The sequence below is a fragment of the Butyrivibrio sp. XB500-5 genome, assembly GCF_003625505.1.
Taxonomy (GTDB): domain Bacteria; phylum Bacillota; class Clostridia; order Lachnospirales; family Lachnospiraceae; genus Butyrivibrio.
Genome location: NZ_RAIS01000006.1, coordinates 206,939 through 232,805 on the forward strand (window position 1 = coordinate 206,939; position 25,867 = coordinate 232,805).

Below are 25,867 nucleotides of genomic sequence, written 5' to 3' on the forward strand. Positions count from 1 at the left end.
GAGATTATAAAAACTGCCGGTTCAAGAACACGACACAAACAGCGAATTTAAGCACCTGACAAAAATGTCCGGTTTATTGAATTGGCCACTCTGAGCCTACATCCAATCCATTCTCCAAAAGCCAATCATCTTCTGCTGATACAATCTTTTCATTTCCGGCATCATCCACAAGAGTTACCGATACCTTTGGTTTCTGACCCGGCTGCAATTCTTCACAGCCATAATCCCCATCAAAAATCTGCTTTATCTTCCACATTTCTATTAAAAAAACATCCCTTCAGAATAATCTTATCACCATCAACAATTTTCACATCTTATATCCGCAATCAGCTTTCGCCGGTCCATCAACTCCGGATTCATAATGTGCTCTGAATTCCATATTGATGTCACGGATTTCTTTAACGCCATCGATGTATGGCTGATACATTTCAATCAGCCCGGCGCTGCAACCATCGCAGTTTCCATCTATATTGCCGATTGATTCCGCAACTATACGTTCTCTTTCTTCTCTTGTAGTATCTTTGATCAAAATAGAATTCATTTGTCACCTCTTTATACATAGCCTCCATCCCATGTAGAGAAAGAGGCTAAAAATATCACTTCTTATAGCAATGCCAGAACTGACTTCTGGCTTCAAGAACATACTCACCGTCATTTTCTATCTTTTCTTTGAAATAATCAAGGAGTTTATCTTCGTAGCGGGCGATGGTTTTTTCGTAATCCTTGTAGTAGTCCTTCATCTTATCCACAATTTCTTTTGCCTCGGTATAATGCCAATAATTGGGCAAAAGAACTGACTCCACCATTGCAAAGTATTTCTGCATCATAGCTATATACTCATTTCTCTTAAGGGTCTGCTTGTCTACCGTCTCATCTATGAAAGATGCATCTTCACCGATAGCTTTGATCACCTCTTTAAAGATATTATTCCAGTTTGCAACGTTTGCTCCGTTAAAAGAGAATACGCCATCTTCAGCTACAACGCGGCTTGCATGAGCAACAATAGCTTCAATGTTCTTAATCTCACTGTCAAGGTAGTGAGCCACAACAAGGTCATATTCTCCCGCAGAATCGATTTTCTGCCAAGTCTTCTCATCCTCAAGATCGGCAAATTCAAGTTCAATGCTTACGCCTTCCGGAAGTGTATCTTTGTTGTCGGCAATGTATTTTTCAAAATCATCGGCCCAGCTTCCGTGAATGTCATAGCCGGAAATCTCAGTACCCTTCGGAATATCCGTCCAGTTGTTTCTCCAAAGCTTTGCATATCCGCAGCCAAGGTCGAGCACTCTGCTTGCCTCTTTAATATCAAGTGATTGAAAAATCCTCACATACCAGTCAAGCTCTCCGCTTGTGTGTTTAAGCGCATCCCAGTGGCGCTCATCGGCGCTCTGATCGGCACTAACGTACTGTACGATACCTGCGACATCATCCCAATCAAGTTCATCTCCCCTAGCCAATGTTCTCTTTATCGCATCGGTAGTTTTCTCTAGACGGTACTTCTTTTCCTCCATCTTTTGAAGTTGGATCTCCAACGCATCTTTGATGTCGCCGGCTTCGCCGCTTTTTAGATTGTCTCTTATCTCCTCAAGCGAAAAACCTATCTGCTTAAGTGCAACGATTTTTTCCAGGATCTGCAGCGCAGCTTCATCATACAAGCGATAGTTGCCTTCGGAATAATCGGTCGGCTTAAGCAGCCCCTTTTCATCGTAAAGACGTATCGCTTTCTGTGATACTCCCGCCTTCTTTGCCATTTCTCCTGATGTCATTTTCTTTTCCATTTTCGGAACCTCCTTTTCGTTTATAAATCCACCTTAAGGGGTTCCCTAAGGGAAGAGTCAATGGCATTTTGGGGTAAAAATCATTTCCCCATACAATAAATAATTATCGCCTGCTGAACCTTCAAAAGATCTTTCTTAAAGTCATATCCGACAAAGAAATTTGAGTCGATCACATCGCCTGAAACCTCTTCTCCTCTGTAAAAAGGTGGGCATGGGTTCAGAACGGCATTTTCATTTGCCGTTTCCATAAGCTCTTTTGTAATAAGATAATCTCTGAAATCATCGAGCGCCTTACTTGGAATTGAATCTGTACATATAATATCTTTTCCTGCGATAGCATCTCTGATATCACTTACATAAGGCACATCAGGAATGCGATACTTTTCGGGACAACTCTGTGTAAATGAAAAACCAAACGCTTTCGAAGCCTCTTTCCATGCTCTTCCGATATTACCGTCAGCTCCGACAAATAAGTATTTATCATTAAGATAATCCGCTCTTCTCTTGGAAAGAGAATAAAGATCAGCCATCATTTCGCATGGATGATTATCGTCAGTAAGCGCGTTTATCACGGGAACGTCCATGGAATCTGCCATTTTATTAAGAAGCGAGATGTCCTTATACCTGACAACAACCGCATCCGCCCAGTTCTGCAAATAGCCGCAGACATCTTTTATATCCTCTTTCTTCTCCAAAGTCGACGGGTCAAAAAGAATAGATTGTCCGCCGAGGAGATAGATTCCCTTTTCAAAAGACACTCTGGTCCTGATACTCGATGCAGGGAAAAACATCACTATTGTTTTGCCTTTCAAAAAGTCCGCATATTCGTCAATCGAATCGGCGATCTTGAATATTTCCGTAAGTTCTTCGGTTTTAAAATCTGTAAGTCGTAAAAATGATTTCATTTTTCCTCCGCGATCCCACTAGCAAATCCCCATAGCTTCCCACTTCTTCACAACTCCGCTGTACTTCTTACCTTTCTTTTGGACAAAAGACCTGATTCCGAAATTAAAGATAATGAAATGAAAAAGACTCTGCAGCGGATGCACACTCTTTTTCCCAATTCCGTAAAAAAGCTTTCTCGCAGCCTTCTTACCCTTGGCGTTCACCATTTCTTCAACGCCCGAAGCATCATTAAACGGAGCCTTTATAAGAACACTGTCGCTGAGCCTTCCTCCCGAATACAGCACAAGATTATTCAAAACCTTCAGCGTGTCTTTATTTCCGTAATTCTCACCTGTTGCGACCGTAACGCAGTACTTCCCGTGAAGCAGCTGCTCTATAACAAAATGCCCGCGGTCTATGAAATCCTTCATGATTCCGGACACGTTGCTCGCATATGTGGGCGAACCGAGCACAAGCCCGTCAGCCTCCGCGATCTTTTTGGACAATTCTTCCGCGTCGTCATCTATGTGGCACTTCCCTGTCGTATAACAAGAACAGCAGCCGATGCAATGCGACATATTTATCTTTCCAAGCTCAACAAACTCAACATCTACGCCAAAATCAACTAGTTCCTTCTCGATAACATGAAGCGTCTTTGACGTGACGCCGATGTTTCTGGGACTTCCGTTGATCACCAATACTTTCATACTTTATCTCCCACCTTTGCGATTATTATTAAGATAATTATAATACTGAAAAAAAGAAACGGAGTATCGCACTCCGTTTCCAAATCCCGATTTATTTATTCAAAATCGTGGGCATCATGAATATCGCTCATATCATGCATGTCATGAAGGTCGTGAAGATCGTGAAGATCATCTCCCTCATAGCCGATATTCTGCATGCTCACTGTTCTTCTGCGAAGTCTCGCATTTTCGGATGCATGAAGAAGATAATCCTTGATCTCGCGTCCGTGCTTGATATTCTTCATCGTGATAGTCTTATCCGTTACGTCCGAAGTGAAGCATATGATAGTTGAAAGTCCGAAGATACGCTGCATGAGCGATCTTGTTATCTCAACGTCCGAGATCTTGTACATATAACAATCATTTTCTTTTACGGTAAAAAAACCTTTGATTATAGTAAGATCATTGTCTCTAAGTTCATATTTGGTAAAAGTCCAAGGAAGACCAAAGAAAAGAAGTCTCTGCCTTTCCCTGTATCGAATCTCCCCTTTTGCATTTATCGATTCTTGGTACTGCTCTTTATTTACGATCTTGCTCATAGTCTCTCTCCTAAGTGAATATTGATATATTCAAATTTACGCTTTTTTGCACATTCGGTCAAATCCGTTTTACAGCACCTTCTTAAATTCGCCGTCCATAAACAGATATACACCTGTTCTCGCTTCATTAAGATAATAGAGCTTTCCATATACATTTGTAAGTATACTTGCATCATCGGAAACGACTTGATTACTGTCTTCCTTTGTATTAACTCTGTACAGCTTGCCGCTCTTTAAATAATAAAGCCAGTTATCTTCAATATTCCACATGATACCATCCTCAAGCGGATCGGAGTGTGGTGCAAGGCCTGATGCGACAAGTGTAGCTTTATCTTTTTCCAGATAATAGATCTCAGAGCCTGAAATCAGCCATATCTTCTTAAGGTCATAACTGCTAACAAAATTATCGACGGTAATATCCTCATAAACCACCGATTCTACCGATTTACTGTCATCAAAATCAAAACGATAAAGCTTTCCGTCACAGGAATAAAGCACTTTTCTCGCGTTTCCCTCACTATTCATTATCACGTTCGACAATTCCGAGAAAGCATGCGGAAGCTTGGTAACTCCATGCCCATCATTGTTGATCGCAAATACGGTTCCGTCTTTTGATATAAAAAGAATGTCTGTAAGCGAAGGTACATCGCAGTATTTGGTATTGGCGATCTGTCCGTAGGGCTGATTTAAGCAATCGGTAAAAATACCGGAAAGCTTTGAATCAAATATCTTTTTTTCACCCTCTGAATTATTGAATTTATAATAATAAGTTCCGTCTTTTCCGGTTCCCAATATCTCATTGCAATCCGTATTGATAAAAGTATCCGTGATCTCACAGTTTTCAAATATCGGATAGCATACGGCCCCGTCAAATGCATCAATACTTGATGCGTTTTGATTTATGAAAACAATCTGTTTATCATCTGAAACACATATGGGAGCAAGCACACTTATAGTTACAAGTTCTTCTTCCAGATCTTTTCCGCCGACACACAGAATAAAGTCTCCGTCTGTTTCGGAATATCTTGAGTATGCAACATATTTTCCGCTAGGTGAGATTACCGGAGAGCTGCTGACAACATCCTCTGCGATAAGCTCGGTCTTGCCGTTATCGGTATCAATGATATATAGCTTTCCAAGCTCAATGTCACCCTGAATTCCGGCAGGAATAACATAGAACATGTTTCCGCCCTTAGGTGCGATATCCGCGCAGTGTGCATCAGGGGCAAACTCAATATCCGAAGCGTCTTGGTCAAAGAAAATGAATTGTAATCCGTTTACGAGAGCCATGCTCTTTTTGAGGTCACTCGTCTGAGCCAAAGACATGGAATCTCCAAGGTATTCGGAATTAACAAAACCGCTTGAACTTACAAACGCTCCCTGGACGGGAACAACCCATTCATCATTGAAATAATCATAGGGTCCCGCGTAATCTTCTGCAGCATATTCGGCGTTTCCGCTCTTATCTTCCGAATCCTGGTCCGTTTCCTCGACTGTTGTATAAGTGTCGCTGTCCTCTTCTTCCGTATTGTCATTGTCAAAGGCACTGTTATATGATCCGCTGTTCATACCTTTATAAACTCTAACAGCAAATGAAACAATACCTCCGAAGACAAAAAGAGCTACGAGTCCCAGCAAAAGCGCAACGACAAGCTTGTTCTCTTTTTTGCGCGGTGCCACATACGGAGGCACATTTGAATACTGAGGCATCCCGCCGAATTGAGGCGGAATGTTATTCTGAGGCGGAATATTATTCTGTTGCGCATTCATGTTATTCTGATACTGTGATTCGCCGGTATTACTTTGATCGATTGGGCTCTGAATCACAGGTCTTTGAACGGGTCCTCCAAAATTCAACGGCTCATTATCAATAGGCACCTCATCAAGCGTATGCTCTATCGGTACTCCGCAAGTCGGACAATATTTCTGATTTTCATTTATTTCCTGACCACAATTTTTACAATACAATCTTTTTCCCCCACTTTCTATAATTTTATAATCCTCTGTATCTGTTTCTCTGTCGCCACAGGGTAAATCTCATTCATATGCTTTATGATCCTCTTTGCAGATTCTTTCGGATCTTCTTTGTATGCCTTGGTAACATGCTTGTATCCCCATAAATGCTCGGGCGTACAGTAAATTGCAATAGGCCATCCATACTCTTCTCCGAGCTTATTCTTTCTTTGTCTGAAATCGCGGACACAGAGATATGTCTGCATTTGAAGGCCGGTTATTGTTCCGTCAAAGTTCTTTTCTCCGCCTTTTCCGAAGCCCGCTTTGGCTTTTAGTTCATTGGAATAAATCTCTACGTCTTCATTTTCTTCGGCAAAAAGACTCATGATCTTGCGCTGCTTGGCTGAAGCTTTTCCGTCCTCCCACAGCGCATCAAAATCATATCCGTCTCTTCTTACATTTACAAAATACGGAAGCCATTTCTTTGAAATGAAACCGGCTTTTTTATCAAAGAACTTGCCGTAGGCGACCTTTCCGCTTCTTGCGATAAGCTCTCGCCACTCCCACGGATCGACTTCCGGATCTCCGCACCACCAGTACTTCGGAACGGTTCGCTCCTCAAGCGAAAATCCCGGAATGTCATTTTTAAAAAGAGGCAAAAAGCCTACTTCATTTATGTAGTCAATTGCCTCTTCATAGCTGTGCAAACACTCAGGGTCGTTCCAAGATACGCCGTACATTATCCATGTTCCGTTTTCATTTGGCATAAGTCGCCCTCCATATGAGTGAAACCCAAGTATTTTTCTTTTACGTCCAAAGCGATGTTATAAACATCGGCGATGCATCGGTACTCTTTTCAAAGCCGCATCTCTCGTAGAAATGAGCCTCGTTATCGTACGCTATAACCGCGATGCGCATATAGTCCTTGTAATACTCTTTTATCTTATCAACAAGCGTTCTTCCGATCATCTTGCCGTGATAAGCGGGATTAACCAGAAGATAATGAACATATGCGTTCATTATCCCGTCATCCATAGCACAGACCATTCCTACTAGCCTATCATCATCCCACGCAGAAATGACTGTCTTAAAATTTTTCATCGCTACTACAAGTTTATCAGGAAAATGTCCTGATGACCAATCGACAGAAAGAAATAAATCCTCAAGCTGCTCCTTGGTGAAATCTTTAATGTCCTTATATTCAACATTCATTTTTTGCTCCTGCCTTACGTATTTAGTAGCCCATCGCTTTTGAAACCACTTCTGCCTTTTCTTTTCCGACTAACATCTCAAGGAGCGTGAATGCCACATCTGCTGCGGTCTCGGGACAAAAGCTTGTGATGACATTCTTATCAACGACCACTCTCTGATCGGGGATAACGTTAACTCCAAACTTTGCAAGTTCCTTCTGCCTGTAACCGCCACTCAAGTGATAGGTTGTGGCGGTTCTGCCCTTTAAAACTCCGCTCTTTCCGATAGGAAGCGCTCCGACACAGATAGATGCGATGATCTTACCCTGTCTGTCAAACTCTCTTATGAGCTCAAGAAACTTCTCATCATACGCTTCATCATAGAAGTTCCACTCGTCGAATCCGCCGGGGATCGCAAGCGCGTCATAATCGCTCACGCTGATCTCATCGATCGTCTTATCCATATTTATCTTTATATCAAAAGTTGAATTTACAACCTTGGTAAAACCGCATGTCGTGACGTTTACATCGTAGCCGTGGTCGTTTCTGGCCCAGCCCATAACATCAACAAAAGGCGCAAACTCCATGTTCTCAAAACCCTTACAGCAAAAAAGTAAGATATTCATAATCGTATAATCTCCTCATATTTTCAAAAAATCCGAAAGGAAGTTCTGCTCTCGCTTTGCTCGCCAGAACTAAGTAGTACAGCACGACTCAAAAAAACTGAGTCTGCTGATTACTTAAGTGCCTCCCTTGCGGCCTCTGTTGCATGGATTATAGTCGTGTCGTAGACAGGAAGCACACTGTCTTTTTTCTTGATCAGCATCCCGATCTCGGTACAGCCGAGGATAACGCCCTCAGCGCCTCTGTCCTTCATGTAAGAGATTATTCTCTGATATTCCTTTCTTGATGAATCAAGCACCTTTCCAAGACAAAGCTCGTTAAAGATAACATCGTTAACAAGCTCAATATCTGCTTCATCGGGGATCATCACTTCAAGTCCCGCATCTACAAGTCTGTCCTTGATAAAGTCCTGAGTCATTGTAAACTTCGTTCCGAGAAGTGCGATCTTTTTATATCCGTCGCGCTTTATGGCATTTGCCGTCGCATCGGAAATATGAAGGATCGGAACACTTATCTTCTGTTCGATCTGAGGTACAAGCTTGTGCATTGTGTTTGTCGCGATGACGATGAAATCAGCGCCGGCCTTCTCAAGTCTGACCGCCGCGTCAGTAAGGATCTGCGCATTGCCGTCCCAGTTGCCTTTACTCATGTTGTCTTCAAGCTCCGCAAAATCAACGTTGTACATCATGATCTTGGAACTGTGGAATCCACCGAGCTTTGCCACGGTTTCCTTATTAAGGATCTCATAATAAGTGATCGTGCTCTCCCAGCTCATTCCACCGATAAGTCCGATAGTCTTCATAAAAAAGCCTCCTTGATGTGTGAATATATCTTGAAACTATATCACTCACCAAGGAGGAATACAATATAAATTATCTTACAATTTTGTCACTTTGATTAAATCGTCGTAGCATCTTCGCAGATCTGCTCAGGTGTCAGTCTATTCATCTTAAGAACTTCATCCGTAGAAATGCCGTCATAGAATCTCTTCTCCAAGCCGAAATTAAGGACTCTGACGTTCTTTCCGCCAAGATATGATGCTATCTTCTGACCGAAGCCTCCCTCAAGGATACCGTCCTCAAGAGTAACGATCGTATCATGATCCTTGATTAGCTCATCCAAAAGAGCCGTATCAACGCCCGAAGCGTATCTGGGATTAACAAGTGTTGCCTTGGTTCCTGTCTTCTCATCGATAAGTGTAGCTGCCTTGCGGCCGATATTAAAGAAATCTCCGAGTGCGAGGACCGCAACATTCTCACCCTTTTCACAAACCTGATACTTATTGAATTCGCCATAGCTCTTGGCAACCTCATACTCTGCCGCATTTACGCCGTCACAAGGAACTGCAATGATCGTAGGATGATCATTCTGCTCAAGGCTGTAATCGAGCATAGCCATGAACTCCTCGCGGTTAGTGGGTGACAGATATACGATTCCCGGAACGTTTGTAAACATGTCCATCGCTGAAATACCGATATGTGTCGCATCGCCCATTCCGAATATAGATGCAGAGAAAAGAACTATCGTAACAGCGCTGCTGTTAAGTCCGACGTCCTGAGTAACCTGATCGTACACTCTCTGAGCAAATGTCGCATTGGTTACAAATACAGGCTTACCGCCGTTCTTTGCAATACCTGAGCACATCGCAACAGCCTGTTCTTCTGCGATTCCGACATCAACATAGTTCTTACCCATAAGTCCTCTTACTACTTCGGTAAGTCCCGCTACTCCCGGTATCGCTGCAGTCACGCATACTACAGAATCATCTTTTTTAATCTTTTCAAGCATATAATCCGCAAAAATATCCGAATAAGACTCTCCGCCACCGCCATATTTTTCTCCGGTTTCTCTGTTAAAAGGAATTGCATAGTGCCACTCTTCCTTATCCTTCTCGGCAGGCGGATAGCCCTTACCCTTCTGTGTATGAACATGAACGACTATCGGATGATCAATGTCTTTTACCTCGGAAAAAGCCTTGATAAGAGTCTGAATGTCATTGCCCTCTTCTACATACTTATAATCAAGTCCCATCGCCCTGAAAAGATTATTTTCACAAGTGCCGGCGCTCTTTCTGAGCTCTTCAAGATTCTTGTAAAGACCGCCGTGATTCTCTGCTATAGACTGCTCGTTATCATTAACAACAATAATGAGATTGGTATCCATCTCTCCTGCATAATCGATACCCTCAAGAGCTTCACCGCCACTAAGCGATCCGTCACCGATTATTGCAACGACGTTACCTTTTTTACCCGTAACATCACGTCCCTTGGCAAGTCCTGTTGCAAGGCTTACAGAAGTTGATGTGTGGCCTATGTAGAACATGTCATGCTCTGACTCATCGGGATGAGTAAAGCCGCAAACATCTCCAAAGTGTGCATCGTCATAGTACGCAACAGCTCTTCCCGTAAGCATCTTGTGAGGATATGTCTGATGCGCAACGTCAAACACAAACTGATCAATGGGTGACTCAAATACATAGTGAAGGGCGATCGTAAGCTCAACCGCTCCGAAGTTCGGTCCGAAGTGACCGCCTATCTTTGTTGTTCTGTTAAAAAGAGCCTCTCTTATTTCTGCAGCGAGCTCTATGAGCTCACTTTCAGAAAGCTTTTTTACATCCGAAGGTCCCTGAATATTTTTAAGTAACTTGTAATCCATAAATAATCCTTTCTAACGTGCTGTGCCCCTGATTATTTCTTACCTCTCTCAAGCATAGGTCTTGCTATCTTTACATTAAAGAAATCAATGAGCGGTCCCATAAAGAAAGCCGTGATGATCGTTCCGATTCCCGCAATTGTAGGAATCTTATCGATATGATTGCCCGCCATTATAAACAAAGCGCAGCCGAGAGATACACAAACAAGATCCGTGCAGATCCTGATGTACTTGAATCTTCCGATCTTCCACTTATTTGCCATAACGATAGCAACCGCGTCATATGTTGAAACACCGAGATCCGCCGTCATATAAAGAGCCGAGCCAAAGCAGATGATCACGATTCCTATGATCAGGTAGATGATCCTAAAGATCATAGACGGATTCGGAAATACCTTTTGAAGTGCTGCGTACGTAAATTGTGTGATATATCCCAAGAAAAACAGATTGATAAAAGTTGCGATACCGATGTTATGCCTGTCCGCAACCAAGCTGAATATCAAAAGAATCGCATTTACAATCACATACAAGGTACCGAATTCGATCGGAATGATCGCATCAAGTCCGCTCATAAGAGACTGAAACGGATCGACTCCGAGCGCGGCCAGCTTAAAGATTCCGACACTTATCGCGCAGATAATGACGCCTGCAAGAGACATGGCGATACGCCTTTTTCTCTCAGACAAAAACTTAATGATATCCGTATTAGACATTTCTTTTCCTTCCCTCATAAAAAATACTGATATAAGGGCAGCTTACCTCTCCTTTATGTACAGATCCCTGTACTCTCCGGGAGCCATGCCCTTTTCGTTATGAAACACCCTGTTAAAGCTCGGAATACTCTGGAAGCCCGATAACATCGCAACCTCCGTGAGTGTCATCCCCTTGTTTGAAAGAAGCTCTATCGCTTTCTCCAGGCGGATCATGTTTAGCCACTTATTGTAATTCATTCCGGTAACTTCTTTGAACATTCTGGAAAAATAGTCTCTGCTGATACCGACTTTTTTAGCCATTGTTGTCTGAGAAAGATCGTCCGAAGTCAGATTATTCTTGATATAATCGGTAACTCCGATCATCCTCTTCATGACATCATCCGTATATCCGTTGTGAGCCCCCGGCTGAATCTCGGGAACAAACTCCTCTCTGTGCTCATCAAGTGTCATCATAAACTCCATTAAAAGCATGCAACACTTAAGCTCGCGATCGGGTCCGTCCGAAAAAAAGATCTCCTTCATCTTATATGTGATCTCTTTAAGCTTGGCTGCAAGGAGCGGATGCGAATTGATGCAGATGACATGCAGATTCCTGTAAAAATGCATGATTCTTTGAAGATCAAAGAGTGAATTGACAAAAGCATTGCTAAACTGAATAACAAGCGCTTCTTCTCTGTCCGCGTCAACTATAGAGTGCATCTCCATAGGCCAAGCCAGCACGAAATCACCCTCTACAAGAGTGTAAGTGTCCTGATTGACCTTATATACATTGGTCTTACCCGGTCCAACGAGAATGATCTCGCCGTAGGAATGCCAATGCATCTGGTAGCTGCGCTCTTTAAAGCCAGTAGACATATTAAAAGCGCTCGCGTTATCAAAACCGTATGTTTCGTATTGACTGTAATCCATAATTCACCCTTTTACTTCTTATATTTCGACTTTAACACTATCAAATTTTGTCCTATTTATTTTATCAAATATCATTCAGTTATTGAATACTGCATAAACTCATACTTAAGTTTAGTTCCCACTGCAATACTTTCGGGCAAAAGAGCTCTCGCAACAAGCTTAAGATCGTCGGATTCTATATCACATCTCTTAAGATTGGCATAATCTCCGTCAATACTGTCTACTATGTAATACCAGGTTTCCATAAGTGTTCTCCTTGTCTTTTGCAAAAATATATTTCGTATAAATATACTACCATAACTTAAGGGGCGGGGTTAATGATTCATTTTCCTCTTGACAATTAATTGAACCAGTGGTTTAATTACTACGATGCATCAATTGAACTGTTAGTTTAATTAAATAAATACTTTCAGGAGCGACCCTATTATGAAAAAGAAAACACTGATAGCGCATATAACAACTACGATCGTGCTGGTTGCAGCGTTTACATCAATACTTGTCACAGGGAGGAAAACAAACGTGAATACTGATAAGAATATACAAGGACTTAACGAAGAACTGTCCGAGATTATGTACCTGGGCTCTCTTGCCCCGAGCTCTCACAACATACAATGTTGGCTCATTGAATTGTACCCGGAAGAAGGAAAGGTTTCGATCGCCGTGGACCCTGAGCGGAAGCTCACTGTTGTCGACCCCAAAGAACGCGAACAATTCCTCTCACTCGGATGCTATATACGAACCCTCGAAGAAGCCTTTCTGGCTTACGGGTACAATGTTACTTACAGCTATGACGAATCAACGGATACCATGAATCTGTCATACAAAAAAATCTCAGATAAGATCGATCCAAATACAATCGCAAGGATCAAGAAACGTCACACAGACAAAAGATCTTTTGACATAAGCAATTCTTCCAAAGACGAATACGTTTCTAAGCTTTGCAAATGCAGCGGCTGCGAATACTACTCTTTTGATACCAAAGAATTTGCTATAATAAAAAAAGCAACGTCGGATGCTTATATCAAACAGGCTTACGATGAGGAAACAGCGGAAGAGCTTTCAAATTGGCTTAGGCTCTCCAACAAAGAGACAAAAGATAAAAAAGACGGTCTGAGCGCTGAACAGCTTGGTATCACAGGTATCAAAAAGGTCTTCTACTATCTTTTTACCAACCATGAAAACGCCAAGGGAAAGACATTCGCAGATCAGGGCATTGCCAATACGGAAAATCAGCTAAACGGATGCATGGGCTTTATCATCGTATCTTCCGACGATTCCAAAAAAGAGCTTGTGGAGTGCGGTATCAAGGCAACAGACATCTGGCTTGATCTTACGGAAAACAACATATCCGTTCATCCGATGAGCTATGCGATTGAGGAAGCCGAATACAAGAGGCAGCTTCCTTCAGAGAATCCGCAGATGCTCCTTCGCGTCGGATGTGTCAAGAAATACGGCGAAAACAACGCTGTCAGAAGGGATTTATCAGACTACATAAAGGTACATTAAATATGGGAAGACGAATAAAAGAAGAACCTATAGTACACAGAGAAAGAATCGCAGCTGCGGCCGAAAAGCTTTTTAAAGAGCAAGACACCGTCAAGGTAACGGTCAGCGACATTGCCAAAGAAGCCGGCTACAGCAAGGCGACTTTATATACCTATTTTGAAAACAAGGACGAGATAGTCAGCTATCTCGCCCTTAAAAGCATGTCATTATTAAAAAGTGAGATCATCAAAAACACCGATCCTAAAAAGACTGACAAAGAAAATTTCCTCGGTATCTGCAAGGGTCTTTTGAAATATTATAAAAAATATCCCATGTACTTTGACTTTGCACAAGACACCATCAACGTTGATTTTTCAGAAAACAAATTCTACAACACCGACCTCGATACGTATATTGTCGGCCAAGAGATCAGTGCCTATATAAAGGAACTGTTTAAACTCGGCGACGAAGCTTTCGTCACGACCTTCGCGATGTGGGGCTCACTTTGCGGTGTTATCAAGCTTGCCGCCAACAAGGAAGCCTTCATTCAGAAAGAAACCGGAATGAACAACAAAGAATTCCTCGACGCCGTTTTCAATATCCTGTATAAGGTCGTGTAAAAACCTGCCACTTATTTTCCGTCAGGGAAGCTTGTAAATGCGCCGCTCTCCATCGCAGGCAGTCCGTATTTTTCCTTAGCATCGCCGATAGCTTTTATCATAAAAGCCATGTTGCGGGCAAGATTTCTCATTGTCTGAAGGCCTTCCTTGTCCTTAAGAACATCTTCCGCCGTATGACCGTGCACCTGATTCCAATATGTTGAAGAAGCAACAGGCATTCCGCTTATAGTAAAGTACTTATTAAGTACGTCAAAGGTCGCAGTATTGCCACCTCTTCTGCAGCTTGTAACAGCCGCTCCGACTTTCATCTGCTTGGAAAAATGTGAGCTGAAAAATAATCTGTCCAAGAACGAAAGAATTGTTCCGTTTGGTGAAGCGTAGTAAACAGGGCTTCCCACGATAAGTCCGTCTGCCTCTTCAAACTTCCTTGCAACTTCATTTACAAGATCATCGTCAAACACACATTTTCCAGTGTTTCCGCAAGAACCGCAGCATACGCAGCCTCTTACAGCTTTATTTCCCACATGTATAAGCTCAGTATCTATTCCTTCTTCATTCAAAACCTTTATAACCTCAGCGAGCGCAGTCGCTGTGCAGCCGTTAGCCTTGGGGCTGCCGTTTAATAAAATAACCTTAGCCATAATAAAACCTCCTATCTTTTTAATGTTATTATTTTAAAAGGATCCGGTCAAAGCAAATCTTGTCCCGATGATAATCATTTTTTGTTAAACGTTATAATATCTGTTCACTTTGACCTTTTACCTTTCGCAGAATATAATTAAACAGACTCTTTTTAATAAACGGAGATATTGATAGTTATGGCATTTGACGGTATTACAATTGCAAATCTAACCAAAGATTTCAGCGACCGCTTAACAGGCGGCCGTATATATAAAATTGCACAGACTGAGAGCGACGAGCTTCTTATCACGGTCAAACTCTCCTACGAGAATATTGATAAATACGGCATTAAGCAGGCTAAGATTCTGATGTCTGCAGGCGCTTCTCTCCCGCTCATCTATGAGACAGACGAGGCCAAGCCTTCACCCATGACCGCGCCCAATTTCTGCATGCTCCTTCGTAAGCACATTCAGAACGGCCGCATCATCAGCATCACACAGCCGGGACTTGAAAGGATCATACGCTTTGAGATCGAGCACCTCGATGAAATGGGCGATCTTCGCCATAAGACTCTTCTAATCGAGATTATGGGAAAATACAGCAACATCATCTTTGTCGACGAGAACAACGTCATTATCGACAGCATCAAGCACATCCCCGCATCTGTAAGCTCAGTCCGCGAGGTTCTTCCCGGAAGAGAATACTTTATCCCTTCTCAGGAAAAAGAGAATCCGCTTGAAACAAACGCAGATGTCTTCTCATCATGTGTTCTCTCAAAGGGAATGCCTGTTTTTAAAGCTATCTACTCGGCTTACACAGGCCTTTCTCCGATCATTTCACAGGAAATCTGCCACAGAGCGGGCGTCGACGCAGATAAATCCGCGATCAGCCTTGAAACCAAAGAAGCGATCGCACTTTATAAAGCTTTTGATGAAATTGTTCAGAATATTAAAGAAGGCTCTTTTACGCCCTGCATCGCATATGAAAACGATACTCCCAAGGAGTATGCTTCCATTCCTCTGTCAATCTACGAGGACTCAGAAGGCGCCGAGCTTGTATATCCCGAGACCATCTCTTCTCTTATCATGCAGTATTATCTTGAGAAGAACATAGTCACAAGGATCCGACAGAAGTCGGTTGACCTTCGTAAGATCGTCCAGACCGCTCTTGAGCGTAATGTTCGTAAATATGACCTTCAGCTTAAGCAGATGAAGGACGCCGAGAAGAAAGATAAATACCGCGTTTACGGAGAGCTCCTTACCATCTACGGTTACAGCGCAGAGCCCGGTGCCGAGAAGATAACGGTCAATGACTATAACACGGGAAAAGATGTGACTATAACACTGGACCCAACTCTTACTCCCGCTCAGAACGCGAAAAAGTATTTTGATAAATATACTAAACTTAAAAGAACAGCGGAAGCTCTTGAAGAACAGATGAAGGAAACAAAAGAAGCAATCGATCAGCTTGAATCCGTTGAGACAGCTCTTGAGATTGCAAAAGAAGAAGCCGACCTTGTTCAGATCAAGCAAGAGCTTCAACAGACAGGCTATATAAAGGCTCATTATCAGGGCAAGAACGCGCGGAAGGAAAAGGTTGTAAGTAAACCCTTCCACTATCTTTCAAGCGACGGTTTTGATATCTATGTAGGAAAAAACAATCTGCAAAACGATGAGCTTACCTTTAAGACTGCAAACGGCGGCGACTGGTGGTTCCACGCCAAGAAGATCCCCGGCTCGCACGTTGTGCTTCTTACAGGCGGAAAAGAAGTTCCGGACAGAGCTTTCGAAGAAGCCGCAGCTCTTGCAGCTTACTACTCAAAAGGTAAGAATCAGGAGAAAGTCGAGATTGATTATCTAAAAAGAAAAGATGTCAAGAAGCCTAACGGCGCCAAGCCCGGCTTTGTAGTTTACTACACCAACTACTCTCTTGCCATCGCACCCGATATATCAAGCTTAAAGCTTATAAGTGAGTAAAAAAAGAGGGACCGAAATAATAATCCGGTCCCTCAAATCTGTTTTATTCAACTATATTAAAGTCTTTACTATAATCCTCAATTGTGATCTTATTTTCATTACTGTAACCATAAGGACGCTCAAAGCTACTTGACGCACTATATGGTTCACTACCGGTCAGATCATAAGGCATACTTGGAGTCCAATGAAAGACTGCCCAAGAATATCCGCTTAATTCAATTCTATAATATTCATTGTCATCTTCTGATATCTTCTCAAAAGAAACTATCTCAGATTTCTCTTTTTCCTTAGTATAACTATCAGGCCAATCAACACCTTCGGTAATAGCTGTATAATGTGTCACTTCTTTTCCATCAAACACATAAAGATTCGCCGGCTTATAGTTTGTCTCCCAAACTCCGCCGATCTGCTCAAGTACCCACTGTTCTTCTTCCTCTGCGCTGCTAAATTCAGGAACCGAAATAGCTGTTGCTGCATCGTCAGCAGAAGCAGATTCACCGGAAACAGCCTCTGTACTCTCATCACTACTTGCAGTATCAGCGCTATCCAATCCTTCGGAACCGCTTGCTTCTGCATCGGAAGCTACATCCACTTCCTCCGTTGAAGCTTCTACGCTAACCTCAGCACCTGCGCTTGAAGCTGCTTCCCCACAGCCTGCAAGCATCATACTCGCAGCTACTAATGTTGCCGATAACAATATTAAGTTTTTCCTCTTCATTTCTCTTTCCTCTTTCCTTTTCTTTTTTCCCTTTTATTAGAGTATCCTAAGTTTTTTAAGAATCTGTGCTATCTTAACTCCCTTAGGGAATCTCTTTATATCATCCTCCGATGCACCGCCTGATTTAATAAGCACAGCGAAGTATACAAACATCGCAATACCGACCGCGATTACAGTTGCAATAAGATTGGATAAGTAATATTTAGCAATCTCCTCTCCGTACAACTTCATCGTAATCCATAAAGATAATTTTATAAAAAGCTTTTCAAATATCATATGTGTGCAGAATGCCACAATTCCCATGACAAGAGCAGATATTGAAGGAAGCAGATATGTCTTCTTGAAATCATATTTAATGGGAATATGCTTCTTCATAACTATGTTATTGAGTATGCACATCATAAGTGAATAAATGATTGTCGCAATACAAAGCGCGATATCATTCAGATTCGTATAAAAAAGAAGTAACGCAAGTACACCTGTCTGCGGAATCAGAGAAATAGCCGCATTTATAACAGGTGCATTTACTTTGCCCACACCTTGGAGTACCGCATTGGTAAGTGTCGATACCGAGTAAAAAACAACAGTGATGGCAAGTATCATAAGTAACAGTGCAGCTCTTGGTATAGATTCACTTGGATGAGGGAACAGGACCATTGTCACCGGTCTTGCAAGTACAAATAATCCGACTGCAGCAGGTATGGAGATCATAAGAATAACTCTCATGACTCTTGAAACCGTATTCCCCGCCTCTTCTTTATTTCCTTTGGCAAAAGCGGTTGAAACCTCAGGTATCATAGCCATTGCCGCTGCACTGGCAAGTGCGATCGGAAGATTCGATATGATCATCGCCCTTCCCTTATAAACACCAAATAATGAAGTGATCAAGTCTTCATCCATTCCCTTTATATGTAAAAGAATGTAGTTAAAAATATTGGTATTAAGGAAATTAGATATATTATAAATTGCAGTACTCAGAATAAAAGGAGTAACAATAAGCAATATAAGCTTAAATGCTTCCTTGTTCCCCATATCTTCATGAATATCTCTGTCTATCCTTCTATGTATACCTTTTCGATTAACACGGTAAACAAAAAGCATAAACAAAAGAGCTATAACAACGCCCGAGCCTGTACCGAGTGCACTTCCGATAGCACCGTACATCGCTCTTCTGGACTGCTCTTCTTCACTGACAAGATTGACAAGCGCATAAGCTCCGCCGACACTGACAACGGCATTAAATACCTGTTCCAGAATCTGCGAAACAGATGTCGGGATCATATTTCTGTGCGCCTGAACATATCCTCGTAAAACTCCTAAAAATCCAAAGAAAAAAATAGTCGGTGCAAAGAATTTTAAAACAACCCCTGCCTGTCTGGGAATTGGTAGAACGCTAGCTCCAAAAAAAGCCAGTAAACTTCCCACGCCGCCAACGATGGCAACATAGACAAGCGCACACTTAAAAATTCTATGTGCATTTCTATATTCTCTTACGGCAAGCTTTCCGGAAATAATCTTGGACATTGCAGACGGTATGCTATAAGCAGAAATCAGCAAAACGATGGAATATACATCGTAAGCAGCACTGTAATATCCATTACCTAAATCTTTGATAATGGCTGTAAGCGGACTTCTGTACAAAAGTCCGATAATCCTCGATATAACTCCTGCAATTGCAAGGAAACCGACCTGCTTATATAAACCTTTTTTAGACTCAGAACTCATATTGAAATAATGCCTTATCCTTTATAGTTTTCAGCTTTTTCAGTATTTAATTCTAATATATGCAAGGGTTGAATGCAAGGAGCGTGCCTATATAGGCACGCTCCAAAATATCTCTTTTTTACTTCACTTCCGGCATTTTATTGCTTGTCCAATCTGAGTCATTGGTGAAGAAATAATCCTCCGAATAGCTGTGAAGCTCGATATAAATCCTGCCGTCGGATGCAAGTATTGCCGTATAATTTTCCGGCATATCGGAAAAATAGCACTGTACGTACTTACAGGAAACACCGCTATCAAGAGCCTTTTCCGAAGAATCAACAATAAAATTGTTGGTGCACTCAAGGAAAGGATATTTATATACTTCATCACCTACAAGCTTAAGAATATTATCTAGTTCTTCCTGAGTAAATGTTTTATTTAGATTATCACCGTTCTTATATACTGGTTCTCCCTTTGTATATTCATTGTTAGGAGAGACGCTCATTCCCATACTTCCAACTCCCGGATCGGAGTTAACATACAAGGAATCATTTTCCAGATAAAGGACCATATAGCCGTCACTTATTGAATCTTCAATGTCATTCTGGCTGCATATTGCCATGTTGGGTGATACAAAATACGCTTCACCGCTTAATGTTCCTGTACGATAACCATAAAGGAAATCACCCTCAACATGAAAGCCTTTACTTGTCTGGTTTGTGATATTCAATGAACCGGAAACTGCAGAAAGACAATTTGTTGCTTCCCAGGATCCTTCAAAATTTTCAGCGTCATTCACCTCAGTGATCTGACTGTATAAAGAAGGCATATCCAACTGATAAACCTTATTCCATGGATCATCCTCAAAAGACTTTGCTTCCGATGCATTTGATACAGAACTGTCAACATCGCTTACCTCTGAAACATATTCAGTGCTGATAAGCGCCTGTGCATTTACCGTATCAGGTTCAATACTGTCGTCTTCAGTTGCCCCACAACTGATAAGAAACAAACTCAGCATTAAAGAAAATGCCGTTGCTCCCAAAACTTTTAATTTCACTTCTTTCTCCTCTCTTTTACTCTTCCCTTTTATAAGCATTAACAATTCATTAACATTCTAACATGTATTTTTAAAAAATGCAACCGTATAAAATAAAAAAGCTGCAGTCAATCACTCGACTGCAGCTCTACTGTCAAAAGAAACAATGTTTTAACTTTTAAAAATCAGTGTGGCAAAATCTCTTATACTCTTACGCCACACATTCCAATCATGTATGCCTTCGTATACATTTCTTATCTGCTTGATACCCTTTTCTTCAAGCATCTTATCATCATGAGCAAAGTCCCCCCAGAAAAGATCCTTATCTCCCATTGATCTAAAGAATACATCAAAAAGAGAATTGAACTTTTCGGCATCATCAAGCACCTTAAGATGCTCATTGTCGCTCGGTCCTCTGTCTGGCATATCAAGTTCCGAACCCTGAATAATATCGGTTACAAAACCGCTGAATATTCCAAGGCAGCTAAAGAGCTCCGGATGAGAAAAACCGATTATCGATGTCTGGAGCGAACCCATGGAAAGTCCGGCCATTCCGCGCTTTTCCTTCGAACCTCCGACTCTGAATTTACCTTCGATAAAAGGAATAATATCTTTTAACAGATAATCCTCAAAAAGCTTGAAATCTACAACTCTGTTTCCGTCTTTATCATGAGTCTGAACCATTCCGTTGTTCATTACGATCACAAATGGGACTGCATTTTTGGATGCAATAAGGTTATCCATTATAAAGTTAACCTTGCCTGCTGCCGTCCAGCCCATCTCATTCTCGCCGTGACCGTGCTGAAGATAAAGTACCGGATAAACATCATCCGACTCATCATATCCCGGAGGTGTATACACAACGCAGCTCTCCCACTCGCCCGTAACAGACGAAGGGAAATACTCTTTTCTTACGCTGCCGTGAAGAACATCTTTAACTCCGTAAAAGTCCTCATTGGTCTCAACCTCAACATAGTTGTAAGGTCTTGAATAGCCATAGGAAATAGGAAGCATGGGCGTAATAAGCTCGACTCCGTCTACGATGAGCTGAACGTAATTTATCGCCCCCTCTGCCGTATACTCTGTCTTCCATATTCCGTTCTCATCTTTTGAGCAATAATGATCTATCTCGTTATATCTGAAATTAACCTCTGCCGCCTTCGGTGCCATTATCTGAAGGAAATATTTCCCTCCCTCACTGACAAGACACTCAACCTGTCCCTCGTATGGAAGGACTCTGTCAAATGCAAGCGCCTGAAATGATGTGTTGTATTTCATACAGTTATTTCGTCCTCTCCGGTCTTTGCCACTACCACAAAATCGAAACTTTCAAGATCAAGCTTCAGCAATGCTTCGTATTCACCATTTTTCCATTTGATATTTATGATCTTGCCTTCACAGGAGGCTGTAATATCACTGTCAAAAGAAAATGCTCTATAGCTGTTTCTGAATTTCAAAAGCTCCAGCTGTCTCTTTACAACATCTTTTTCCAAAGCATTCTCTATCATCTCTTTGGAGTAATTGGTCCTGTTGATCTCTTTATGACCGCCTGCTCCCGCAGCCTTAACGGCCTCATGGTCATTCTTACCCGCAAGAAGATCCAGATACCAAACCTGAGGCTTACCCGGCATAAAGAGCTGAAGAGCTCTTGCTGCAAGCATCTTCTTATCGTCCTCGCCAAGTGCCGAATAATACGTCGCATTTACCTGATAGTACATATTCTTGGCACCGTGAAGATCCTTGACGTATCCGCCTCGTGCCACCACCGTATCTATAAGGCTCTGTATCTGCTCTTCGCTTATAAGTCCCTTGAGATCAAGAAGCGGGATTCCGTCGTGACAGCCAAGCATATTGACCGTTCTTATCTTTTTATCTATTAGCTCGTTGGCCCACTTAACTATAGTATCTCCGTACTTATTTTCAAAAGCATCGATAATAAGACCCGGAAGGAAGAAATCATAGGTCATGTAGCCCTTATCTGCTATAGTCTCATATATCTTTTCAGAATACGATGCATGTATCTCGGGTAAAAGAGTCAGCTTATACTTATCTGCAAGTTCTCTTACCTTGGATAAAAGATCCCATGTTCCCGGCTCGTTAAGGAAGTTCTTTTCTCCGGGTTCCTTGGGAGCATAAGCAAAAGCATCGAGTCTTACAATGCTTGCGCCGTAGTCAGAAATCTTATGTAATGTGTCATCATAGAATTCCCATACAAGATCCGATTTGATGTTAAGATCCATCTGTCCCAGATACTTTATTCCCTGAGGAGTGTTTTTTACCTCCTGATAAAAAGTATTCCAGTACGGAACTTTCTTACCGTCGGGCATGGTAACCATAAGTATCGGAAGTCCCGGCTTTCTGAAGAACATATCCTTGATATACTCTTCATCAGGCTGAATATAACCTTCCTGTGTAAGCTCCCCTTTGCCTTCCCAGAACTTGTTCCAGTTAATGAAAAAGTCTTTATATTCGGAATCATCGCCTTTGTTTAAAAGATCTTGAAACTGAGGTGACTGAACGGATGCATGATTTAATATAAAATCAAGCTTAAGATCGATTCCCATCTTTCTGAGCGCATCCAGATCTTCCTTGGTGGCAAGGTTCTTTTCAAGACCATAATCTATAACCGAAAAGCCACGGTCTAAGTCTGTATGATAAAGACTCGGAAGAATATAAAAAGATGAAAAAGTGCTTGTAAGCTCATCCTTTGAAAGAAAATCAACTATATCCTTAAGAGTTCCTCCAAGACTGTCCGGATATGCATTTAGCATGGGTTTGTTATTGGCACTTATTACATTACTCATAATTAGCTCTCTGACTCCATAAGTTTGGTGTATTCGTCAAAGCTGAGGATCTCGCCCTGCTTTGAAACTATGATCTTGGCCTTGTGAGCCTGACTCTTGATCTTGCCCTGTTCGATCTCAAGTACCATAGTGGTGAACGGGCTGTCTGTAGCACCGTCTCTGTTTCTTGCTCTTCTGTGTTCAAGCGTCTCCTTGGGAGTGCTGTTTAATAATATCGGTATGTCAACGCCCTTATAGTTGTCGCTGTTTCCGTGTGTCCACTCAATGATAAGCACATCTGTATCGGAAAAATCTACAACCTCATGCCAGAGCTCGTCTTCTTTTCTTCCCATTCTCTTAAGGCTGATATTCTTTTCTCCTGCCTTAAAATCAAGAGCTATCTTTTCTATCTCGGCAAAATCGATTTCTTTGTCGGAACCAAGATAGTCTTCAAGGCCTTCTCTTCCAAGCTCCTCATATACACGAAGTCTCTCGGCATCGTTGTGCATGGGTATACGTCTGGGGTAATTATCTCCGGATAATGTATAGCTCTTTATCCCTCCCTTGGTAAGGTAATATGAAAGGATTGAAGCAATCTCGGATTTACCTACACCCGAACCCCCGCATACGGTTATTACAACCTTTTCCTTTCCCTTATTTGCTTCCTCTTCAAGAAGCTGTAAAAGCTTAGGGAAAATGATGTTTGCTTTCTTAATATGTCCTTCGTTTATTTCCACCTTGTCTCCGGGCATATCTCCGTGTGGGATATTCTTAGGAAGCTCGGGAGCTGTCCAAGTATCGAGTTTTTTAATCTTATCAATAAGCATTTATTCTTCCTCCAGTGCCCATTTGATCGCAGGCTCCAAATATTGATTCCAGAAATTCCAATCGTGGATTCCGGGGCTCTCTTTATAGGTGAGGTCAACCTTTTTCTCCAATAAGAAGTCTCTGAAGTCTCTGTTATTCTTGATAAGGAAATCCTCTGATCCGCATGCCATAAATACAGGCTGGATCTTATCTCCCTTAGCAAGTCTTTCTTTTATGATAAACTCAGGATCGTTAGTAGTTTCTTTTACCTTCTTAAGATCTCCGAAAACATGGCAGTAGTAATCATAATCAGCTATATCATCCTTGGCACCCGGCTTAATGTCGCCAAGCTGATTTACGATAAGTGCCGATGAAAGTCCGATGATCTTACTGTACTTTTCGGGATGCTCAAGTCCTGCGTGAATGGCTCCGAAGCCGCCCATTGAAAGACCTGCGATAAAGGTATCCTTTGCATCCTTGGAAAGGCCGAATGTCTCCCTTACATAATCAAGAAGCTCAAAGCCCACAAAATCGGCATATTTGTAGCAGCAACCGGCTGCGTTTGTATAAAAACTGTTGTCTCCCGAAGGCATAATAACCGCAAGATTGTATCTAAGTGATATATCGGAAATAAGACTACCGAGAGGCCAATCAAATGTATTTCCGGAATATCCCTGAAGGAGCATCAAAGTCTTCATTGGTCTGTCATAGTTTTTATTACCCTCTTTCATCTCAGGGGGAACATCATTCGGAAGGCAAACATGAAAAATAGTTTGTCTCCAAATGGAAGTTGAAAAATAACTCATTTGTACAAAAGCCATTGTATATAATCTCCTCTCAATCCATCTTAAAAATATGTATGATACAGCCCTCTTCTTTGGGCTCTATTGTGCCTTTTAGATAAGCTTCCTCCATCCAAGACAAGCTCTTTGAATCGGTTATGATCTTTGGTGTTGTGTGATCAAGCTGTTTTTCACCGTCAAGGACCGCTTCGTTCTCTATAAAGATGCGGCAATTCTTTCCGGCGTCATCTATTCCGTCAAGCATATATCTGGCGGACAAAGTCCTGTTCTGTGGATAGAACTCTTTCTGCGTATCCACACCTCCGGGAAGTACGTTACCGTTAAAGTACTTACCCTTACAGTTACCGGTAAAATTTATAATAACCGCCTCGGCGCTTTTGCCTTTTACTTCGTAAATCTCAGTTAAGTCAATGTATATAGTAAGGATCTCTTCCATATCAAAACCTATCTCCTTTTTGTTTATACAAGGTATGTAAAAGGCTCTTTTGCGTCTATAAAAGTAACGGGGATGTCGCCCGTGATACTCTTAAGCCAAGCGGGAAGATGTTTCATTCCGCACTCTTCGCTTCTCTCATGTCCGATAACGATCATCGCCTTATTCATTCCAAGCTGAGAAGCATCTCTTACATATGCCGAGAGCGTCCACTCCGTGATATCTCCGCATACGCATACGTCGATGTTTCTTTCCTTCATATAGATCATGGGAAGGTTTTCGGTTCCAAGTCCCAGGCTTCCTCCGCCTACCAGTACGCCGACTCTTTTTACCTTCATATCGGGATTTCCGACAAGCTGAACAACATTCATATCAAGCTTATCCTTAAAAAATCCTGCGAGGTCCGATAGTGTGGTCTGTGGTATTACATAAGTTGCTCCAAACCAGCTCATCTTACTGTCGGGATCCGGTATTTCTCTGTACTCAGCCCATCCAAATTCCTCATCAAAACCTCTGTATATGCCGTCCTCGGTTCCCGCATGCATATGATCGTGGAATCTCCATACGGCGATCTTGTTATCTTCAAGAAGCTTCTTTTTCTCAAGATAAACGGGATCGTCTCTTAGCCAGTCCTCTTTGTCGATTCCCGTAAACCATGTGGGCTCATGAGTTATGATCATGTTGGCACCAATTTTGACAGCTTCATTTATAACATCTACGGTAGCCATAAAAGTTGTGACTATACCGGTTATTTCCATGTTTTCATCACCGATAATAAGGTGGTCGCAGGTCTCTTCATAAGAAAATCTCTTGCTCCCGCTCTTAACGATGATCTCTTCGATAAGTTCTTTTACGGTCATGTGCTATACCATCCTATTCTCTTATCTAA

General features: G+C 42.0%; 28 protein-coding genes. 3 read left to right on the forward strand and 25 right to left on the reverse strand.

The window, feature by feature from the left end:
* Positions 1 to 73 precede the first annotated feature (73 nt).
* The 15 genes from D6856_RS11915 to D6856_RS11985 form a co-directional block, all read right to left on the reverse strand.
* A complete protein-coding gene (locus D6856_RS11915) occupies positions 74 to 256 on the reverse strand; it encodes a hypothetical protein (protein ID WP_120687059.1) in 183 nt (60 codons plus the stop codon).
* A gap of 51 nt (positions 257 to 307) precedes the next feature.
* Positions 308 to 541 (reverse strand): purine biosynthesis protein PurH, encoded by a 234-nt coding sequence (locus tag D6856_RS11920; RefSeq protein ID WP_120687060.1) that lies wholly within the window; start codon positions 539 to 541, stop codon positions 308 to 310.
* 55 nt (positions 542 to 596) lie between these two features.
* On the reverse strand, positions 597 to 1,778 hold the full coding sequence (locus D6856_RS11925; protein WP_120687061.1) for a MerR family transcriptional regulator: 1,182 nt from the start codon (positions 1,776 to 1,778) through the stop codon (positions 597 to 599).
* Between the two features lie 80 nt (positions 1,779 to 1,858).
* Positions 1,859 to 2,683 (reverse strand): ornithine carbamoyltransferase, encoded by an 825-nt coding sequence (locus D6856_RS11930; protein WP_120687062.1) that lies wholly within the window; start codon positions 2,681 to 2,683, stop codon positions 1,859 to 1,861.
* A gap of 18 nt (positions 2,684 to 2,701) precedes the next feature.
* The gene (locus D6856_RS11935) at positions 2,702 to 3,370 is read right to left on the reverse strand and encodes a flavodoxin family protein (RefSeq protein ID WP_120687063.1); all 669 of its coding nucleotides are present in this window, start codon (positions 3,368 to 3,370) and stop codon (positions 2,702 to 2,704) included.
* 95 nt (positions 3,371 to 3,465) lie between these two features.
* Positions 3,466 to 3,948 (reverse strand): PH domain-containing protein, encoded by a 483-nt coding sequence (locus D6856_RS11940; RefSeq protein ID WP_120687064.1) that lies wholly within the window; start codon positions 3,946 to 3,948, stop codon positions 3,466 to 3,468.
* Positions 3,949 to 4,017: 69 nt separating this feature from the next.
* Positions 4,018 to 5,916, reverse strand: a complete 1,899-nt coding sequence (locus D6856_RS11945) for a zinc ribbon domain-containing protein (protein WP_120687065.1) — start codon at positions 5,914 to 5,916, stop codon at positions 4,018 to 4,020.
* 17 nt (positions 5,917 to 5,933) lie between these two features.
* Positions 5,934 to 6,668 (reverse strand): AlkZ-related protein, encoded by a 735-nt coding sequence (locus D6856_RS11950; RefSeq protein ID WP_120687066.1) that lies wholly within the window; start codon positions 6,666 to 6,668, stop codon positions 5,934 to 5,936.
* A gap of 40 nt (positions 6,669 to 6,708) precedes the next feature.
* Positions 6,709 to 7,113 carry a GNAT family N-acetyltransferase gene (locus D6856_RS11955; protein WP_120687067.1) on the reverse strand — a complete coding sequence of 135 codons (405 nt, stop codon included), beginning with the start codon at positions 7,111 to 7,113 and terminating at the stop codon, positions 6,709 to 6,711.
* Positions 7,114 to 7,135: 22 nt separating this feature from the next.
* Positions 7,136 to 7,717, reverse strand: a complete 582-nt coding sequence (locus D6856_RS11960) for a DJ-1/PfpI family protein (protein ID WP_120687068.1) — start codon at positions 7,715 to 7,717, stop codon at positions 7,136 to 7,138.
* Positions 7,718 to 7,827: 110 nt separating this feature from the next.
* Positions 7,828 to 8,517 carry an aspartate/glutamate racemase family protein gene (locus D6856_RS11965; RefSeq protein ID WP_120687069.1) on the reverse strand — a complete coding sequence of 230 codons (690 nt, stop codon included), beginning with the start codon at positions 8,515 to 8,517 and terminating at the stop codon, positions 7,828 to 7,830.
* A gap of 95 nt (positions 8,518 to 8,612) precedes the next feature.
* Positions 8,613 to 10,370, reverse strand: coding sequence for a 1-deoxy-D-xylulose-5-phosphate synthase (locus tag D6856_RS11970; RefSeq protein WP_120687070.1), 1,758 nt, complete (start codon positions 10,368 to 10,370; stop codon positions 8,613 to 8,615).
* Between the two features lie 32 nt (positions 10,371 to 10,402).
* Entirely contained in the window at positions 10,403 to 11,080 is a 678-nt protein-coding gene (locus D6856_RS11975) for a YczE/YyaS/YitT family protein (protein WP_120687114.1), read from the reverse strand.
* A gap of 42 nt (positions 11,081 to 11,122) precedes the next feature.
* Positions 11,123 to 11,989 (reverse strand): AraC family transcriptional regulator, encoded by an 867-nt coding sequence (locus D6856_RS11980; protein WP_120687071.1) that lies wholly within the window; start codon positions 11,987 to 11,989, stop codon positions 11,123 to 11,125.
* Between the two features lie 71 nt (positions 11,990 to 12,060).
* Positions 12,061 to 12,234 carry a chorismate--pyruvate lyase gene (locus D6856_RS11985; RefSeq protein ID WP_092243232.1) on the reverse strand — a complete coding sequence of 58 codons (174 nt, stop codon included), beginning with the start codon at positions 12,232 to 12,234 and terminating at the stop codon, positions 12,061 to 12,063.
* A gap of 181 nt (positions 12,235 to 12,415) precedes the next feature.
* On the opposite strand from D6856_RS11985, the gene D6856_RS15100 reads away from it, so the two are divergent.
* Both D6856_RS15100 and D6856_RS11990 read left to right on the forward strand, forming a co-directional pair.
* Positions 12,416 to 13,495, forward strand: coding sequence for a hypothetical protein (locus tag D6856_RS15100; protein WP_147367838.1), 1,080 nt, complete (start codon positions 12,416 to 12,418; stop codon positions 13,493 to 13,495).
* Positions 13,496 to 13,497: 2 nt separating this feature from the next.
* The gene (locus tag D6856_RS11990; RefSeq protein WP_158588929.1) at positions 13,498 to 14,094 is read left to right on the forward strand and encodes a TetR/AcrR family transcriptional regulator; all 597 of its coding nucleotides are present in this window, start codon (positions 13,498 to 13,500) and stop codon (positions 14,092 to 14,094) included.
* Between the two features lie 11 nt (positions 14,095 to 14,105).
* On the opposite strand, the gene D6856_RS11995 is transcribed toward D6856_RS11990, so the two are convergent.
* Positions 14,106 to 14,735: a flavodoxin family protein gene (locus D6856_RS11995; RefSeq protein WP_120687073.1), complete on the reverse strand. Its 630-nt coding sequence runs from the start codon at positions 14,733 to 14,735 to the stop codon at positions 14,106 to 14,108.
* A 177-nt stretch (positions 14,736 to 14,912) separates the two neighbouring features.
* On the opposite strand from D6856_RS11995, the gene D6856_RS12000 reads away from it, so the two are divergent.
* Positions 14,913 to 16,691 carry an Rqc2 family fibronectin-binding protein gene (locus D6856_RS12000; protein WP_120687074.1) on the forward strand — a complete coding sequence of 593 codons (1,779 nt, stop codon included), beginning with the start codon at positions 14,913 to 14,915 and terminating at the stop codon, positions 16,689 to 16,691.
* Between the two features lie 43 nt (positions 16,692 to 16,734).
* Here the strand turns inward: D6856_RS12000 and D6856_RS12005 are convergent, their stop codons facing one another.
* The 9 genes from D6856_RS12005 to D6856_RS12045 all read right to left on the reverse strand — a co-directional run bounded on the left by D6856_RS12005 (position 16,735) and on the right by D6856_RS12045 (position 25,838).
* The gene (locus D6856_RS12005; RefSeq protein ID WP_120687075.1) at positions 16,735 to 17,409 is read right to left on the reverse strand and encodes a hypothetical protein; all 675 of its coding nucleotides are present in this window, start codon (positions 17,407 to 17,409) and stop codon (positions 16,735 to 16,737) included.
* 36 nt (positions 17,410 to 17,445) lie between these two features.
* Complete coding sequence (locus tag D6856_RS12010) at positions 17,446 to 19,134, reverse strand: putative polysaccharide biosynthesis protein (RefSeq protein WP_120687076.1); 1,689 nt, start codon at positions 19,132 to 19,134, stop codon at positions 17,446 to 17,448.
* Between the two features lie 118 nt (positions 19,135 to 19,252).
* Positions 19,253 to 20,173 carry a hypothetical protein gene (locus tag D6856_RS12015; RefSeq protein ID WP_147367839.1) on the reverse strand — a complete coding sequence of 307 codons (921 nt, stop codon included), beginning with the start codon at positions 20,171 to 20,173 and terminating at the stop codon, positions 19,253 to 19,255.
* A 150-nt stretch (positions 20,174 to 20,323) separates the two neighbouring features.
* The gene (locus tag D6856_RS12020; RefSeq protein ID WP_120687078.1) at positions 20,324 to 21,430 is read right to left on the reverse strand and encodes an alpha/beta hydrolase-fold protein; all 1,107 of its coding nucleotides are present in this window, start codon (positions 21,428 to 21,430) and stop codon (positions 20,324 to 20,326) included.
* Positions 21,427 to 22,956 carry a sucrose phosphorylase gene (gtfA, locus tag D6856_RS12025; RefSeq protein WP_120687079.1) on the reverse strand — a complete coding sequence of 510 codons (1,530 nt, stop codon included), beginning with the start codon at positions 22,954 to 22,956 and terminating at the stop codon, positions 21,427 to 21,429. Before gtfA ends, D6856_RS12020 begins: the two co-directional genes overlap by 4 nt.
* A gap of 2 nt (positions 22,957 to 22,958) precedes the next feature.
* Entirely contained in the window at positions 22,959 to 23,762 is an 804-nt protein-coding gene (locus D6856_RS12030) for an adenylyl-sulfate kinase (RefSeq protein ID WP_120687080.1), read from the reverse strand.
* Complete coding sequence (locus D6856_RS12035) at positions 23,763 to 24,563, reverse strand: alpha/beta hydrolase (RefSeq protein WP_120687081.1); 801 nt, start codon at positions 24,561 to 24,563, stop codon at positions 23,763 to 23,765.
* Between the two features lie 16 nt (positions 24,564 to 24,579).
* The gene (locus tag D6856_RS12040) at positions 24,580 to 24,981 is read right to left on the reverse strand and encodes a DUF3237 family protein (protein WP_120687082.1); all 402 of its coding nucleotides are present in this window, start codon (positions 24,979 to 24,981) and stop codon (positions 24,580 to 24,582) included.
* Between the two features lie 23 nt (positions 24,982 to 25,004).
* On the reverse strand, positions 25,005 to 25,838 hold the full coding sequence (locus D6856_RS12045; RefSeq protein ID WP_120687083.1) for a Nif3-like dinuclear metal center hexameric protein: 834 nt from the start codon (positions 25,836 to 25,838) through the stop codon (positions 25,005 to 25,007).
* Between the last annotated feature and the right edge of the window lie 29 nt (positions 25,839 to 25,867).

What these genes read in the sequence shown, in the direction of transcription:
- D6856_RS11970 (WP_120687070.1), bottom strand. Translation starts at nt 10,370, where the DNA reads ATGGATTACAAGTTACTTAAAAATATTCAGGGACCTTCGGATGTAAAA.
- D6856_RS12005 (WP_120687075.1), bottom strand. Translation starts at nt 17,409, where the DNA reads ATGAAGAGGAAAAACTTAATATTGTTATCGGCAACATTAGTAGCTGCG.
- gtfA (WP_120687079.1), bottom strand. Translation starts at nt 22,956, where the DNA reads ATGAGTAATGTAATAAGTGCCAATAACAAACCCATGCTAAATGCATAT.
- D6856_RS11935 (WP_120687063.1), bottom strand. Translation starts at nt 3,370, where the DNA reads ATGAAAGTATTGGTGATCAACGGAAGTCCCAGAAACATCGGCGTCACG.
- D6856_RS11995 (WP_120687073.1), bottom strand. Translation starts at nt 14,735, where the DNA reads ATGGCTAAGGTTATTTTATTAAACGGCAGCCCCAAGGCTAACGGCTGC.
- D6856_RS11990 (WP_158588929.1), top strand. Translation starts at nt 13,498, where the DNA reads ATGGGAAGACGAATAAAAGAAGAACCTATAGTACACAGAGAAAGAATC.
- D6856_RS12000 (WP_120687074.1), top strand. Translation starts at nt 14,913, where the DNA reads ATGGCATTTGACGGTATTACAATTGCAAATCTAACCAAAGATTTCAGC.
- D6856_RS11915 (WP_120687059.1), bottom strand. Translation starts at nt 256, where the DNA reads ATGTGGAAGATAAAGCAGATTTTTGATGGGGATTATGGCTGTGAAGAA.
- D6856_RS15100 (WP_147367838.1), top strand. Translation starts at nt 12,416, where the DNA reads ATGAAAAAGAAAACACTGATAGCGCATATAACAACTACGATCGTGCTG.
- D6856_RS11940 (WP_120687064.1), bottom strand. Translation starts at nt 3,948, where the DNA reads ATGAGCAAGATCGTAAATAAAGAGCAGTACCAAGAATCGATAAATGCA.
- D6856_RS11930 (WP_120687062.1), bottom strand. Translation starts at nt 2,683, where the DNA reads ATGAAATCATTTTTACGACTTACAGATTTTAAAACCGAAGAACTTACG.
- D6856_RS12030 (WP_120687080.1), bottom strand. Translation starts at nt 23,762, where the DNA reads ATGCTTATTGATAAGATTAAAAAACTCGATACTTGGACAGCTCCCGAG.
- D6856_RS11950 (WP_120687066.1), bottom strand. Translation starts at nt 6,668, where the DNA reads ATGCCAAATGAAAACGGAACATGGATAATGTACGGCGTATCTTGGAAC.
- D6856_RS11975 (WP_120687114.1), bottom strand. Translation starts at nt 11,080, where the DNA reads ATGTCTAATACGGATATCATTAAGTTTTTGTCTGAGAGAAAAAGGCGT.
- D6856_RS12040 (WP_120687082.1), bottom strand. Translation starts at nt 24,981, where the DNA reads ATGGAAGAGATCCTTACTATATACATTGACTTAACTGAGATTTACGAA.
- D6856_RS12010 (WP_120687076.1), bottom strand. Translation starts at nt 19,134, where the DNA reads ATGAGTTCTGAGTCTAAAAAAGGTTTATATAAGCAGGTCGGTTTCCTT.
- D6856_RS11965 (WP_120687069.1), bottom strand. Translation starts at nt 8,517, where the DNA reads ATGAAGACTATCGGACTTATCGGTGGAATGAGCTGGGAGAGCACGATC.
- D6856_RS11925 (WP_120687061.1), bottom strand. Translation starts at nt 1,778, where the DNA reads ATGGAAAAGAAAATGACATCAGGAGAAATGGCAAAGAAGGCGGGAGTA.
- D6856_RS11985 (WP_092243232.1), bottom strand. Translation starts at nt 12,234, where the DNA reads ATGGAAACCTGGTATTACATAGTAGACAGTATTGACGGAGATTATGCC.
- D6856_RS12035 (WP_120687081.1), bottom strand. Translation starts at nt 24,563, where the DNA reads ATGGCTTTTGTACAAATGAGTTATTTTTCAACTTCCATTTGGAGACAA.
- D6856_RS12020 (WP_120687078.1), bottom strand. Translation starts at nt 21,430, where the DNA reads ATGAAATACAACACATCATTTCAGGCGCTTGCATTTGACAGAGTCCTT.
- D6856_RS11955 (WP_120687067.1), bottom strand. Translation starts at nt 7,113, where the DNA reads ATGAATGTTGAATATAAGGACATTAAAGATTTCACCAAGGAGCAGCTT.
- D6856_RS11920 (WP_120687060.1), bottom strand. Translation starts at nt 541, where the DNA reads ATGAATTCTATTTTGATCAAAGATACTACAAGAGAAGAAAGAGAACGT.
- D6856_RS12045 (WP_120687083.1), bottom strand. Translation starts at nt 25,838, where the DNA reads ATGACCGTAAAAGAACTTATCGAAGAGATCATCGTTAAGAGCGGGAGC.
- D6856_RS11980 (WP_120687071.1), bottom strand. Translation starts at nt 11,989, where the DNA reads ATGGATTACAGTCAATACGAAACATACGGTTTTGATAACGCGAGCGCT.
- D6856_RS11960 (WP_120687068.1), bottom strand. Translation starts at nt 7,717, where the DNA reads ATGAATATCTTACTTTTTTGCTGTAAGGGTTTTGAGAACATGGAGTTT.